Source organism: Blautia aquisgranensis, from assembly GCF_040096615.1.
GTDB lineage: Bacteria > Bacillota > Clostridia > Lachnospirales > Lachnospiraceae > Blautia_A > Blautia_A aquisgranensis.
The window spans coordinates 357,447-371,180 of record NZ_JBBMEJ010000001.1 but is presented as its reverse complement, the minus strand read 5'-3'; the positions used below and the strand labels follow the sequence as shown (position 1 = coordinate 371,180).

At 44.6% G+C, this 13,734-nt stretch carries 13 protein-coding genes; 10 read left to right on the top strand and 3 right to left on the bottom strand.

Annotation, left to right across the window (positions count from 1 at the left end):
- The 6 genes from WMO28_RS01820 (at window position 1) to WMO28_RS01795 (ending at window position 5,524) form a co-directional block, all read left to right on the top strand.
- Window positions 1–738: an ABC transporter ATP-binding protein gene (locus WMO28_RS01820; protein WP_349055871.1), complete on the top strand. Its 738-nt coding sequence runs from the start codon at window positions 1–3 to the stop codon at window positions 736–738.
- A gap of 117 nt (window positions 739–855) precedes the next feature.
- The gene (gene larB / locus WMO28_RS01815) at window positions 856–1,599 is read left to right on the top strand and encodes a nickel pincer cofactor biosynthesis protein LarB (RefSeq protein WP_349055870.1); all 744 of its coding nucleotides are present in this window, start codon (window positions 856–858) and stop codon (window positions 1,597–1,599) included.
- Complete coding sequence (larC, locus tag WMO28_RS01810) at window positions 1,600–2,856, top strand: nickel pincer cofactor biosynthesis protein LarC (protein WP_349055869.1); 1,257 nt, start codon at window positions 1,600–1,602, stop codon at window positions 2,854–2,856. It begins immediately after the preceding gene.
- A gap of 20 nt (window positions 2,857–2,876) precedes the next feature.
- The gene (gene rlmD / locus WMO28_RS01805; protein ID WP_349055868.1) at window positions 2,877–4,049 is read left to right on the top strand and encodes a 23S rRNA (uracil(1939)-C(5))-methyltransferase RlmD; all 1,173 of its coding nucleotides are present in this window, start codon (window positions 2,877–2,879) and stop codon (window positions 4,047–4,049) included.
- Between the two features lie 60 nt (window positions 4,050–4,109).
- Window positions 4,110–4,856, top strand: a complete 747-nt coding sequence (locus tag WMO28_RS01800; protein ID WP_178643187.1) for a type 2 periplasmic-binding domain-containing protein — start codon at window positions 4,110–4,112, stop codon at window positions 4,854–4,856.
- 14 nt (window positions 4,857–4,870) lie between these two features.
- Window positions 4,871–5,524: a hybrid sensor histidine kinase/response regulator gene (locus WMO28_RS01795; RefSeq protein WP_349055867.1), complete on the top strand. Its 654-nt coding sequence runs from the start codon at window positions 4,871–4,873 to the stop codon at window positions 5,522–5,524.
- 62 nt (window positions 5,525–5,586) lie between these two features.
- Here WMO28_RS01795 and eutJ read toward each other — a convergent pair whose 3' ends face one another.
- Complete coding sequence (gene eutJ, locus WMO28_RS01790) at window positions 5,587–6,411, bottom strand: ethanolamine utilization protein EutJ (protein WP_349055866.1); 825 nt, start codon at window positions 6,409–6,411, stop codon at window positions 5,587–5,589.
- Between the two features lie 28 nt (window positions 6,412–6,439).
- On the bottom strand, window positions 6,440–8,572 hold the full coding sequence (locus WMO28_RS01785) for a glycogen debranching protein (RefSeq protein WP_349055865.1): 2,133 nt from the start codon (window positions 8,570–8,572) through the stop codon (window positions 6,440–6,442).
- A 196-nt stretch (window positions 8,573–8,768) separates the two neighbouring features.
- On the opposite strand from WMO28_RS01785, the gene WMO28_RS01780 reads away from it, so the two are divergent.
- The 3 genes from WMO28_RS01780 (at window position 8,769) to WMO28_RS01770 (ending at window position 11,505) form a co-directional block, all read left to right on the top strand.
- Window positions 8,769–9,458, top strand: a complete 690-nt coding sequence (locus WMO28_RS01780; RefSeq protein WP_349055864.1) for a Crp/Fnr family transcriptional regulator — start codon at window positions 8,769–8,771, stop codon at window positions 9,456–9,458.
- Window positions 9,459–9,560: 102 nt separating this feature from the next.
- Complete coding sequence (locus WMO28_RS01775) at window positions 9,561–10,301, top strand: ATP-binding protein (RefSeq protein WP_349055907.1); 741 nt, start codon at window positions 9,561–9,563, stop codon at window positions 10,299–10,301.
- A gap of 19 nt (window positions 10,302–10,320) precedes the next feature.
- On the top strand, window positions 10,321–11,505 hold the full coding sequence (locus WMO28_RS01770; protein WP_349055863.1) for a PP-loop family protein: 1,185 nt from the start codon (window positions 10,321–10,323) through the stop codon (window positions 11,503–11,505).
- Between the two features lie 5 nt (window positions 11,506–11,510).
- Here WMO28_RS01770 and WMO28_RS01765 read toward each other — a convergent pair whose 3' ends face one another.
- Entirely contained in the window at window positions 11,511–11,870 is a 360-nt protein-coding gene (locus WMO28_RS01765) for a hypothetical protein (protein ID WP_178645084.1), read from the bottom strand.
- A 302-nt stretch (window positions 11,871–12,172) separates the two neighbouring features.
- On the opposite strand from WMO28_RS01765, the gene pap reads away from it, so the two are divergent.
- Window positions 12,173–13,645, top strand: coding sequence for a polyphosphate:AMP phosphotransferase (gene pap / locus WMO28_RS01760; protein ID WP_178645085.1), 1,473 nt, complete (start codon window positions 12,173–12,175; stop codon window positions 13,643–13,645).
- Window positions 13,646–13,734 lie beyond the last annotated feature (89 nt).

Here is a 13,734-nt window from a genome sequence, read left to right as displayed (position 1 = left end):
ATGGACAAACCGGCAGTTGTAGTAGACAATGTAAGCATGAAATTTAATCTCAGTAAGGAAAAGGTTGATAACCTGAAAGACTATCTGATTAAATTTATAAAAAAAGAAATTAAATATAATGAGTTCTGGGCACTTCAGAATGTGAATTTTGAGGTTCAGAAAGGAGACCGGGTTGGTATTCTTGGCTTGAATGGAGCCGGAAAAAGTACTCTGCTTAAAGTAATCGCAGGAGTTTTTAAACCAACAGAAGGAAAAGTTATTAAGAACGGAAGACTGGTACCTCTTCTTGAACTTGGAGCAGGTTTTGATTCTCAGTATACCGGACGTGAGAATATTTACCTCTATGGTGCCATGCTTGGATATTCCAGAAAATTTATTGAAAAGAAATTTGATGAAATCGTTGAATTTTCAGAATTGAAAGATTTTATTGACGTGCCGATTAAAAATTATTCTTCCGGTATGAAAGCGAGACTTGGATTTTCCATTGCCACACTGGTATCACCGGATATTCTGATCCTGGATGAGGTACTTTCCGTAGGAGATGCCAAGTTCAGAAAGAAGAGTGAGAAAAAAGTCCTCAGCATGTTCGATAAAGGAGTTACTGTTCTTTTCGTATCACATTCCCTTCAGCAGGTACAGCGTCTCTGCAATAAGGCAATGATCCTGGAAAAAGGCAGACTGATTGCATATGGTGATATTGATGAGATTTCAGAACAGTATGAGAAAATGATTGAGTAAAAATATCCGGACAGATATAAGATTCGGTCAGGCGGATAGCCAGACAATTTGCAGGAAAGAATGCAAATGTCTGGCTATTGTGTTATTATAGTAAAGGGAAAACAGGGGAGGTAAAAAATGACTTTACAGCAGATCCTTGAAGAAGTAAAGGCTGGACAGCTTTCTGTGGAGCATGCAGAGAATCTTCTGAAAAAAGAAGGCTATGAAGAAATGGATTATGCGAAGCTGGACACAACGAGAAAAGAGAGGACAGGCTTTGCTGAGGTAGTTTACTGTGCCAGAAAAGCAGACGAACATCTTATAAATATTTATCAGAAACTTTATGAAGAGGATGGGGAAGTGTTCGGAACAAGAGCTTCTGAACATCAGTATGAACTGATAAAAAAAGTTCTTCCGCAGGTTGTTTATGATCCGGTTTCCGGAATCCTGAAGATTGAGAAAGAAAAAGAACATATCGGAAAAGTTGCTGTCTGTACAGCCGGAACTGCGGATATTTCCGTGGCAGAAGAAGCTGCACAGACGGCAGAGTATTTTGGAACTCATGTAGAGCGGATCTATGATGTGGGTGTCAGCGGCATGCACAGACTTTTTTCCAGGCTGGATACGATCCAGAAGGCCAACTGTGTAGTCGCAGTGGCAGGAATGGAAGGTGCACTGGCCAGTGTTATGGGTGGCCTTGTGAAACGTCCGGTGATCGCAGTACCCACATCTGTGGGTTATGGAGCCAGCTTCCATGGGCTTTCTGCACTTCTGACAATGATCAATTCCTGTGCCAACGGAATTGCAGTGGTAAATATTGATAACGGATACGGGGCCGGATATCTGGCAACACAGATCAACCGGCTTGCGGAGGGAAAATAAATGAAAAATAAATTATATCTGGAGTGCACATCAGGAATCAGCGGTGATATGACGGTTGCGGCACTTCTTGATCTGGGGGCTGACAGAGAGAAGCTTATAAAAACTCTGGAGAGTCTTCCTGTAAAAGGCTTTGATATCCGTATCAGCCGTGTGGTAAAATCCGGAATTGATGCCTGCGATTTTGATGTACTACTGGATAAGGATCATGAGAATCATGATCATGATATGGAGTATCTTCACGGGCATGTGCATGAAAATGAAACGCATCAGCATTCTCATGGAGATCATGGACATCACCATCATGAACATCGTGGGCTGAATGAGATTATGGAGATCATCGATCACGCAGATATGACACTTCGTGCAAAAGATTATGCAAGAAGAATATTTACAATTCTCGCCCAGGCAGAGGCGAAGGCGCATAATGTACCGGCAGATCAGGTGCATTTTCATGAGATAGGAGCAGTGGATTCTATTGTGGATATTCTTTCTGTTGCGGTGTGTATGGATGATCTGGACGTTGAGGAAGTGATCATTCCGAAGCTTTGCGAGGGAAGTGGAACGATTCGCTGTCAGCATGGAATCCTGCCGGTTCCTGTTCCGGCAGTAAGTAATATTGTAAGTACCTATCACCTGAAACTGCATATCACAGAGGTGCAGGGGGAACTGGTTACACCTACCGGGGCTGCCATAGCAGCTGCGTTTTGTACCGGGGAGGAGCTTCCGGAGGATTTTACAGTGGAGAAAATCGGCATCGGAGCCGGCAAGCGTCAGTATGAGTGTCCGGGAATCCTTCGTGCAATGCTGATCCGGGAATCGGATAAAGAGACAAATACGATTATCAAGCTGGAATCCAATATTGATGATTGTACAGGAGAGACACTTGGTTATGTAATGGAATGTCTTTACGGGGCAGGTGCCAGAGAAGTAAATTATATGCCTGTATTTATGAAGAAAAACCGTCCGGCCTGGCTTCTCACAGTGATCTGTAAGAAAGAACAGATTACGGAAATGGAACGGATCATCTTTAAGGAAACTACGACTATCGGGATCCGTCGTCAGGAAATGGAGCGCACCATTCTGAAAAGAGAAAAAAGAACGGTTGCCACGCCTTTGGGAGAAGCAGAGGTAAAAGTCTGTACTTTTGAAGGAGAAGAATATTTTTACCCGGAATATGAGAGTGTAAAAAGGCTCTGCGAAAAAACAGGAATATCATATAAAGAAGCATACCATCAGGTCATGCAGTCCAGGAACTGAAAAAAGGAGAGAGTACAATTATGGAGCAGAAAGAAAATATCTGTTCAGTAGCGAAGAAATGTGGCGGTTGCCGCTATCAGGGTGTGCCGTATGAAGAACAGCTTCGCAAAAAACAGAGATACACAGAAGGACTTCTGAAAAAATTCGGCAAGGTTGAACCGATCATCGGTATGGAGGATCCGTACTATTACAGAAACAAGGTTCATGCGGCTTTCGGGCGTGACAGAAAGGGAAATGTTATTTCCGGTATTTATGAGGAAAAAAGCCATCGTATTGTTTCCGTAGATGACTGTATGATCGAGGATAAAAAGAGCCAGGAGATCATCCGCACGATTCGGGGAATGCTGAAATCTTTTAAGATCAAGACTTATGACGAAGATACCGGGTATGGACTTCTCCGCCATGTACTTGTGAGGAGAGGCTTTTCCACAGGAGAGATCATGGTGGTGCTGGTTACAGTTTCACCGATCTTTCCGTCCAAGAATAATTTTGTGAAGGCACTGCGTAAGGAACATCCGGAGATCACGACAGTGGTTCTTAATATCAATGACAGACAGACGAGCATGGTTCTTGGAGAACGGAATATTGTTCTTTACGGACCTGGATTCATCAAAGACCGTCTTATGGGACTGACATTCCGTATTTCTCCGTCATCTTTCTATCAGGTAAATCCGGTACAGACAGAAAAGCTTTATGGAAAAGCTATGGAATTTGCAGCAATGACAGGACATGAGCGCGTGATTGATGCCTATTGCGGAACGGGAACCATCGGGATCATTGCCTCCAAAAAAGCAAGAGATGTAATCGGTGTGGAGTTGAACCGCGATGCGATCCGTGATGCCAGAATGAACGCCAGAGAGAACCATATCCGGAATGTACGGTTTGTACCGGGGGATGCAGGCTGGTTTATGGAAGGAATGGCAGCAGAGGGAGAAAAGGTGGATGTTGTTCTTATGGATCCTCCGCGTGCAGGAAGTGACCGGAAATTCCTTCACTCCCTTCTAAATCTTTCTCCGGAAAAGATCGTCTATGTGTCCTGCAATCCGGAAACGCTGGCCAGAGATCTTGAGTATCTTACCAGAAGAGATTACCAGGTAAAAAAAATGCAGCCTGTAGATATGTTCCCGGTTACGGATTCAGTAGAAGTCGTGACCCTTCTCTGCAATCGCAGAACCAGACCGAAAATGAAATGATAATCGATAAAATTCGTCAGATATGATAGAATGATAGCATAACATTTTGGAGAGGAAGGCATGAAGAAAAACAGGCAGATTTTCCGAAGAGGTGGATGCTTCTTATTATGTATTTTTTTGCTGATATCGCTGCTTCCGGTTTCGATTTTTGCATCGGAGAAAACTGTTACTGACGGAGAAACGATTCGGGTAGGATGGTATGAGGATTCTTATCATATTGCCGGAGCGAATGGTGAGAGAAGCGGATATGGTTATGAATACGAGCAGTCAGTGGCTGGTTATACAGGCTGGACTATGAATCTACTATCCCAAGTGGAAGATCAGGGAATAAAATACGCCAACGAAAACAAGCTTTACAGCGTGGTACTGATGCAGCCATGTAATGCAGCCTTTGCAGTCACCAGAGGAAATGCCATGCTGCTTTCAATCCTCAATAAGACATTGAAGGCGATGTCATCCTCCAGTCTTACCGGTGCCCTGTCCATGTATGATAATGCAGCGGATAAGGTTACAATTGTAGATTTCATAAAAGATAATCTTGCAGTGGCTGCGACTGTATTTGCCACAATATTTATTGTGATTCTTCTTGTAGTATTAAGTTTTCTCAGAAAAGCAAGAGAAGCAGAGGCGAAGGCAAAACAGGCGGCAAGGCAGGCAAAGGAGCTGAACCGGAAATTACAGGAGAGCCATCAGGAACTGGAAACAGCGCTTTTGCGGGCGGAAAGCGCTAATTCCGCTGATCGGGCGAAATGCAGGGATTATCTGGATAAGATAAAAAATCCAGTGGCTTTCTGCTATCCCTGGTAAATAATGTTCTGGAAATGGCTCGTATTGAAAGCGGAAAAGTTGTTCTTAAGGAAGAAATCTGTAACACAAAAGATCTGATGGAACAGGTTATTTCCGTGTATGCAGAACTGATGGAACAAAAAGGAATTGCTTTTACAGCAGATATTGATATTGAAACAGAGTATTATTACGGAGATAGGGTTAAGGTTAGTGAGATATTCCTTAACATTATTTCCAATGCATATAAATATACAAATAAAGGTGGAAAGATTTCCGTAATCACAAGAGAACTGGAATGTGAAATATTTTCCCGTGAGCATACGGTCACGGAGAATAAGATCGAAGGCACCGGACTTGGAATGCCAATCGTCAAACGTCTTGTGGATCTGATGGGAGGAACCATTGAGGCAGAGAGTGAGCTTGGAAAAGGAACCACTTTTTATGATCTGATCCTTATGGATATTCAGATGCCGAAGCTGGACGGCTACGGTGCAACAAAGAGGATCCGCAGTCTGGAAGATCAGGAGAAAGCGAATATCCCGATCCTTGCGATGACAGCCAATGCATTTGAGGAGGATATCGAGAAGAGTCTGAAAGCAGGAATGAATGAACACCTGATCAAACCACTGGATGGAAAAAAGGTTACAGACACCATGAAAAAATATCTGGCAAATAAGATCGTGAAATAAAAAACAACTGCTGCGGATCATCGGGATAGGTAAGATGATCTGACAGCAGCTGTTTTTTTATTTCAGACTTTCGGGAGTTCGCAGTTATATGCGATGCCAAGCGGCGTGACAAGAAGAGAATGTACCGGTCTGTATACAGGAAGTTTTAACTTCTTTTCGAAAACAGTGGTAAATTCTTTGAACATACAGGAACCGCCGACTACATAAACAGCAGGAACCTGGTAACCGTTCAGAAATTTCTCTGTGATGACAGCCATTTTTTCGATTGTAGCCTTGATCACCGGAAAAATCTCGTCCTCTTTTTCCGGAGTGGTTTTGAGAACCTCGGCTTCTTCGTAAGGAATCTTATAATGTCCGGCAACGGTCATGGTCATGTGGCTTCCGCCGGTAGCCTCGTCGTCGGTATAGATCACTTTTCCGTCTTTCAGGATACTGATACCTGTTGTTCCGCCACCTACATCGACAACAGCGCCATCTGTGATCTTAAGAACAGAGGCAGCAGCCGTTGGTTCATCTACAATATTGGTGACTTCAAAGCCTGCACCTTCCATAACATAGCCGATGCTTTTTACACTGCCCTCGGAAACTCCGGGAGGGATAGCAGCAGCTCCGTAGAGCAATTCTGTGCCGAGCTTTTCTTCCAGTTCAGCTTTCAGTCTGGTCACAAGTTGGACGGATTCGTAATAATTGACGATAACGCCGTCCTGAATAGCGTGGGACGGGGCGGAAATTCCGGCGATGGGACGGTTGTTGCGGTCAACAACAGCAAGAACCGTGTTGGCAGTACCAAGGTCAATGCCTGTTTTCAGCCGCCCACGAAATTTTTTGCATTCACCTGTCGCTACAAGCTCTGCAAAATTAGACAGGGTTCTGTTTTTTAATTCCATTTAAAATACTCCATTTCTGTTGTTTCTGTTAATAATTACGTCCTGTAAAGATAGCCACAGATCTGGGACGCATGCAGAAATCGTGCTCAATGCGTGGCTCCTGGCCTTCTTCGTAGAAATAGCGGCCGTCTCCGTCGCCGAAGGTATTCACGCAGAGATACCATGCACCAGGACGTGCAAGTTCCGGAAGTGTGATCGTTACATCTTCCCAGTAAGCGTTGATGGCAATGTAGATCAGATCATCGGCGCCTTTGGTCTTGTCGTAGCCTGCAAAGCTTACGGCGAAAGTGTGGGCGTCTCGTGGAATGGTCACATCCTTTGCATCAATATTGTGGGTATGAATATTTTCCATGCCACAGACTGCATTCGGAAGCTTACGGGAGATAACCGGATGATTCTTACGGAATTTGATCATAAATTTGAAAAATTCAAAAAGATCGTGATTTTTCTCCAGAAGATTCCAGTTGATCCAGGAAGTTTCGTTATCCTGACAGTAAGTATTATTGTTGCCGTGTTTGGTATTTCCGAATTCATCACCTGCAAGAAACATCGGAGTTCCGCGGCTGGACATCAGTACTGCACAGGCATTTCGGATCATACGGAAACGGAGAGAAAGAACCTCCGGATTAGTGGAATCTCCTTCTTCACCACAGTTCCAGCTGCGGTTATCATTGGAGCCGTCGGTATTGTTCCAGCCGTTTGCCTCGTTATGCTTCTCATTGTAGGAATAAAGGTCGTACATGGTGAAGCCGTCATGGCAGGTAAGGAAATTGACACAGGAATTGTAGCCTGCGTAGTTGTCGCTATGATCAGAATAAAAACCACCGTAGAGATCACCGGATCCGGAAATACTCCAGGCAGCGTCCCAGGCATTCCAGAAATCGCCTTTCAGGAAGGAACGGAGACAGTCACGGTAACGGCCGTTCCACTCAGCCCAGCGGCGGCTGGCCGGGAAAGAACCTACCTGGTATAATCCACCGGCATCCCAGGCTTCGGCGATCAGCTTGACGTTTCGAAGAACCGGATCGTAGGCCAGAAGCTCCAGAAGCGGTGGATTGTTAAGCGGAGAACCGTCCTCATGTCTTCCCAGGATACTTGCCAGGTCGAAACGGAAACCGTCCACACGGTAATTGATAGTCCAGTAGCGAAGGCATTCCAGGATCATCTGTCTGACGATCGGATGGTTACAGTTCAGTGTGTTTCCGCAGCCACTGAAGTTATAATAATTTCCTTCCGGGGTAAGCATATAATAGACCTTGTTGTCAAAGCCCTTGAAGCAGAAGGTTTTTCCCAGTTCGTTACCTTCGGCTGTATGGTTGAACACAACGTCAAGAATGACCTCGATTCCGTTTTCGTGAAGTTCACGGATCAGTTCCTTAAGTTCCGTTCCCTCACAGTTATGCTCGGTTTTGGAGGCATAGCTGGTATTTGGGGAAAAGAAATTAACGGAGTTGTACCCCCAGTATTCCAGGAGGCATTTGCCGTTTACAGTTCGGGCGTTCATGTTCTCATCGAACTCAAAGATTGGCATCAGTTCTACGGCATTGATGCCAAGTTCCTTAAGGTAAGGAATCTTTTCACGAAGTCCGGCAAAGGTTCCGGGATGGATAACACCAGAGGATGGATCCTGTGTAAAACCACGGACATGAAGCTCGTAGATGATAAGATCGCTGATCTTGCGGGTAGACTGAGGCATATCTTCCCAGTCAAAAGTATCACGTACCACGCGGGCGTGATAGCTGCCCACCTTTTTCTGACCCCATTCACGCTGACCGGCAACGGCCTTGGCGTAAGGATCGAGAAGAACCTTGGTCTTGTCAAAAATATGGCCTTTTTCCGGCTCATATGGTCCGTCAATGCGGTAGCCGTATTCCAGATCCTCAATATCCAGTCCCATGACGATCATGGAATAGACATCACCGATACGACAGGCATTGGGGAAAGGAAGAACTGCGAAAGGTTCTTCCTCACCGGAATGAAAAAGAAGAAGCTCGCAGGATCTGCCGTGGCGGGTATGTGCAGTAAAGTTTACTCCGTTGGAAAGAGGAGTTGCTCCATTTAATTCAAAAAAACCGGGACGTACAGGAAATCCCGCAATGATATCAGTTGGCCGGGATGTCAGTGTGCTCTCAGAAAGAAGAGTCTGATTCTGTGTTTGCATTTCCGGTGTCCTCCTTGGTAATCATATATTTGTAAAAAAGAGATAATGCTCTGATGTCTGACAGAAGAATATCTGTCAAATAGTCACAACAAAAAATATTATAACGTATTTTCAGAAAAAAGTACAGGCTGCGGCAGGGAAAGTTGACAGATAATATAGAAATATGATAAAAACCAGTATAAGACGAGGTGAAAAAATGGAAGACAAAGAAAAGAAAAAACTGTTGAAAGTTTTGAAAGGCAGCAGGCTGTGCAGAAGGCTTGGTGAAAAAGAAATCAAAAGCCTTCTGAAGCAGAAGGGAACGATAAAGATTTTTTCCAGAGGAGAAAGAATCTTTCAGGAGATGGACCGGCCGGATGCAGTCTATATGCTTCTTGAAGGAAGTGTGTTCATTGCAAAAGAAACCTTTTCCGGAAAAAGGATTCTTCTGACTCAGCTGGAGGAACCTGGCGTATTATTCGGAGAAGTTTATGCTTTTATGGAAAAGGCTTTTTATGATATGTATGTGGAAGCGGCAGAGAAGACGAAGGTGCTGGTCATGGACAGCCGGATTTTTACAGAGCAGGAAGGGGATGACCTTGGCAGAAAACTGAGAGAAAATCTTCTTGAGGTTTTTGCGGAGAAGGCTTACAATATGAACCAGAAGCTTCGAATCCTGGGAAGCGGCAGTCTGCGGGAGAGGATCGTCCGGTTTCTTGTGGAATGTCAGGACAGCAACGGAGAGATTCGTATGAAGCTCTCCAGAGAAGCGATGGCAGATTATCTGAATATTACAAGGCCATCTCTTTCCAGAGAGCTTGGAAAAATGCAGGAAGAAGGGATCATAGAGTTTGGCAGACGTCAGATTCTCGTGAAAGATCAGGAAAAACTGGAATATTATCTCTGAGGTGTAACATATGTTACCGAAATATTCTACAGAACTTTGTATGATATGGCTGTAAATAAGAAAACAGCTACAGAAAATATAAAGTTCAGGGAGAGATAAATGATGATAAGAAAGATCGTTCATATTAATGAAGAGAAATGTAACGGTTGTGGTGCCTGTGCAGCAGCCTGCCATGAGGGCGCGATTGCCATGATTGACGGCAAGGCAAAGCTGATCCGGGATGACTACTGTGACGGACTGGGAGACTGTCTTCCCGCCTGCCCGACAGATGCGATCCGTATCATAGAACGTGAAGCAGCAGATTATGATGCAGACGCCGTGGAAAAAAGGATGAAGCTTAAAAATACAAGGGATTTTGCAGCCAAGGGAACGCCTCACGTGTGTCCCGGAAGCATGGCAAGAAGCCTGAAACAGGAACAGCCGGTTCCCAAAAGAGAGAACCGGGAGAATCCGGCTGCCGGAACAGCATCTGAGAGCTGTCTTGCCCAGTGGCCGGTACAGATTAACCTTGTTCCTGTGAATGCACCATATTTTGAAAATGCACAGCTTCTGATCGCAGCAGATTGTACAGCCTATGCCTATGCAGGTTTTCATGAGAAATTTATGAAAGGCCATGTGACGCTGATCGGATGCCCAAAGCTGGATGAGGGAGATTATGCTGACAAGCTTACGGAGATCATACGGAACAATTCGATTCGCAGTATCCGTGTTGTACGCATGGAAGTTCCCTGTTGCGGAGGCATTGAGAACGCAGTGGTCCGCGCCATGCAAAAAAGCGGGAAGATAATTCCGTGGCAGGTTGTGACGATCGCCTGTGATGGTATGATCAAAGAGGCGCTGTAAGGAAAGGAATAAAAACAGCATGATAGAAGAAACACTGGAGATTTCTTTTGACCAGGTGGAGAAAGAACGGGAAAAATATCTTCTGGTAGATACCCGTGATAAAGTAACAGTTGAATATGGAATGATCCCGGGAGCAGTATCCATTCCGGAGCAGGAGCTTGAGGGACGGATCGATGAGCTGAAAGGGGACAGGATTCCGGTTCTCTATTGTACCAGAGGACTTTTCAGCAAGGAAGCAGCACAGATGTTAAGCGAGCAGGGAATTCCTGCACTGAGCCTTAAGGGCGGCTATACAGGCTGGATCCTGCAGCAGATGCAGAAGGAAATGTCCAATAAAGAGGACAGTGCGGAGGAAAAAAATGAGGCACAGGAACAGCGCCAGAGGGATATTGAACTCAGTATCCGCAAGAAATTCCATAAACAGCTGTTTTCCAGATTTGCCAGAGGAATCAATGATTATGAGCTGGTGAAGCCTGGAGATAAGATCGCAGTCTGTATTTCCGGCGGTAAAGATTCCATGCTGATGGCCAAGCTGTTCCAGGAACTGAAGCGTCACAACAAATTTCCGTTTGAGCTGGTATTTCTCGTGATGGATCCGGGATATAACGAAGCCAACCGTGCACTGATCGAGCACAATGCAAAGATCCTTGGAATTCCGATCACGGTTTTTGAGACAGAGATCTTTGACGCAGTTTACAATGTTGAAAAATCTCCGTGCTATCTCTGTGCGAGAATGCGAAGAGGCTATCTCTACAGCAAAGCAAAAGAGCTGGGCTGCAATAAGATCGCACTGGGACATCATTACGATGATGTGATCGAGACGATCCTTATGGGAATGCTTTACGGTGCACAGGTACAGACCATGATGCCGAAGCTTCACAGTACAAACTTTGAGGGAATGCAGCTGATCCGCCCGATGTATCTGATCCGCGAGGCAGATATCAAGCACTGGAGAGATTACAATGATCTTCATTTTATCCAGTGTGCATGCAAATTTACAGATACATGTACCACCTGCCGTACAGACGGGACCAGTGTTTCCAAACGTATGGAGATCAAGAATCTGATCGCAGAGCTTAAAAAAGTAAACCCACATATTGAGAGCAACATTTTCCGAAGTGTGGAGAATGTCAATCTTCATACGGTAATCGCATATAAGAAGGATGGCGTAAAACATTCATTCCTGGAAGGGTATGATGACTGAGAATCTTAATGCTGTTCTCTGAATTTCTCACGTTGTCTGGTAAGATCATAATATTCAGATGAAACGATGCCTCTGCCGGAAAGAGCCTTGTAGGTTTTTTCCTGTGCAGGGGTCATTTCCATTCCGATAGTAGAATTCACATCTGTCAGTACACAGCCTGTTTTTTCCACAAGCCAGAAGAGAGCGGAATCATCCTCCGGGATCATTTTCCAGATCTCATGTTCTGTATATGGTAAAAGAGCCATAAGAGTTTTCAGATGTCCGTCAGTAATAAGGCGGTAATCTCCGTCCGGCATGATGATGCCGTCTGCATACAGCTCTTTTTTTTCTTCCATTTTTTTAAGAAGTTCTTCTGTAAGTTTCATGATATGCTCCTTGAAACAAATTTTAAAATTCATCCGGTGCAGAGCTATGTAACTTTGTACCAGATAACTGCTTTGCAGTTTGCCGGTTAAAAATATAACGATCAGCGCATATATTGTATGTAGCGGAAGAAGAATTGTCAAGAGGGTGAAATATTTTTTGATTATTTTACCAGGATTTATAAAGAAAATCTGAAGATTCCAAAGAGATTATCTGTCTGTAAAATTTATGTAAAGTTTATCGTAAAATATCTATAAATGTGATATAATATGAATATTCAAAAAATTCAGGAAGGACGATGCAGATGTTAAAAAACTGGAACCCGGAACTGATTCCGGAAAAAGAAGATATCAAGGAACGGCTTGTTACTGCAAGGACGAAACTGTATGAACTTCAGATGGCACTGAAGGAGCATAAGATTCCGGTGATCGTGCTGTTTGAAGGCTGGGGTGCCTCCGGAAAAGGCAGCACCATAAGTAAGGTGATCAAGAACATTGATCCCCGTTTTTTCAAAGTTGCGACTATGTCTGCGCCTACAGAAGAAGATTTGCGAAGACCATTTCTTTACCGGTATTTTAAGGAAATTCCGGAGGCAGGCAAGTTCACATTTCTGGATTCCGGATGGATGGACCAGACCTGCCGTGACCGAATGGACAAAAATCTGAAAGGCGAGATTTACGTAAAGCGTATCGACAGTATCCGGAGATTTGAGCGGCAGCTCACAGATAATGGCTATGTCCTTCTGAAATTCTTTATGCAGATCGACCGTAAGGAACAGGAGAAACGTATGGGCGTTCTTCTGGAGAGCAAGGATACCTGCTGGAGGATCAATGACTATGATCTCTGGCAGAACGATCATTATAAGAAATGCCGGAAGGTTTTTGATCAGTATATGCGTGATACCAATACATCTTCGGCACCGTGGTATATCATAGATGCCAGCGACCGGAAATGGGCAGAGCTTCAGGTGCTGGAGACGATGATCAGCAATATTGAGATTGCCATGGAGAACAGCAAGCATTCGGTTCCAATCCTGCAGAATGTTTTTCCGATGGTGGAGATGCCAAAACTTGATGAGATTCCACTGGACGGAAAAGAAGTGGATGATGAGCAGTATAAAACAGAACTCAAGGAACTCCAGGCGAAGCTTGGAAGTCTTCACAACCGTCTGTACAGGAAGAGAGTACCTGTGATCATTACCTATGAAGGATGGGATGCAGCAGGAAAAGGCGGCAACATCAAACGTATTGCCGAAGCACTGGATCCCCGTGGCTTTGAGGTGCATCCGATTGCAAGCCCGGAACCTCATGAGAAGGCAAGACATTATCTGTGGCGATTCTGGACAAGACTTCCCAAGGATGGACATATCGCTATTTTTGACAGAACCTGGTATGGAAGAGTTATGGTGGAACGCCTGGAAGGATTCTGCAGTGAGAATGACTGGAGACGTGCTTACAATGAGATCAATGAATTTGAGAAGGAGCTTTCTGACTGGGGAGCTGTGATCGTGAAATTTTGGGTGCAGATAGACAAGGATACACAGCTTGCCAGATTCAATGACAGGCAGAACAATCCGGAGAAGCGCTGGAAGATCACAGACGAGGACTGGAGAAACCGTGAGAAATGGGATCAGTATGAGGGAGCAGTGGATGAGATGCTTCAGAAGACGAGCACAACCTATGCACCGTGGCATATCCTGGAATCTGTAGATAAGAAATATGCAAGACTGAAAGCACTTCGGATCGTGATTGATGAGATTGAAAAAGCACTGAAATAATATAATCATATGTATGACGGCAGACTGTAAAATGATATCCGTGCCATAAACGAATGGAAAGCTGCGGAATCATGCAGTCTGCCGTAATA

What these genes read in the sequence shown, in the direction of transcription:
- WMO28_RS01820 (WP_349055871.1), top strand. Translation starts at nt 1, where the DNA reads ATGGACAAACCGGCAGTTGTAGTAGACAATGTAAGCATGAAATTTAAT.
- larB (WP_349055870.1), top strand. Translation starts at nt 856, where the DNA reads ATGACTTTACAGCAGATCCTTGAAGAAGTAAAGGCTGGACAGCTTTCT.
- larC (WP_349055869.1), top strand. Translation starts at nt 1,600, where the DNA reads ATGAAAAATAAATTATATCTGGAGTGCACATCAGGAATCAGCGGTGAT.
- rlmD (WP_349055868.1), top strand. Translation starts at nt 2,877, where the DNA reads ATGGAGCAGAAAGAAAATATCTGTTCAGTAGCGAAGAAATGTGGCGGT.
- WMO28_RS01800 (WP_178643187.1), top strand. Translation starts at nt 4,110, where the DNA reads ATGAAGAAAAACAGGCAGATTTTCCGAAGAGGTGGATGCTTCTTATTA.
- WMO28_RS01795 (WP_349055867.1), top strand. Translation starts at nt 4,871, where the DNA reads ATGGCTCGTATTGAAAGCGGAAAAGTTGTTCTTAAGGAAGAAATCTGT.
- eutJ (WP_349055866.1), bottom strand. Translation starts at nt 6,411, where the DNA reads ATGGAATTAAAAAACAGAACCCTGTCTAATTTTGCAGAGCTTGTAGCG.
- WMO28_RS01785 (WP_349055865.1), bottom strand. Translation starts at nt 8,572, where the DNA reads ATGCAAACACAGAATCAGACTCTTCTTTCTGAGAGCACACTGACATCC.
- WMO28_RS01780 (WP_349055864.1), top strand. Translation starts at nt 8,769, where the DNA reads ATGGAAGACAAAGAAAAGAAAAAACTGTTGAAAGTTTTGAAAGGCAGC.
- WMO28_RS01775 (WP_349055907.1), top strand. Translation starts at nt 9,561, where the DNA reads ATGATAAGAAAGATCGTTCATATTAATGAAGAGAAATGTAACGGTTGT.
- WMO28_RS01770 (WP_349055863.1), top strand. Translation starts at nt 10,321, where the DNA reads ATGATAGAAGAAACACTGGAGATTTCTTTTGACCAGGTGGAGAAAGAA.
- WMO28_RS01765 (WP_178645084.1), bottom strand. Translation starts at nt 11,870, where the DNA reads ATGAAACTTACAGAAGAACTTCTTAAAAAAATGGAAGAAAAAAAAGAG.
- pap (WP_178645085.1), top strand. Translation starts at nt 12,173, where the DNA reads ATGTTAAAAAACTGGAACCCGGAACTGATTCCGGAAAAAGAAGATATC.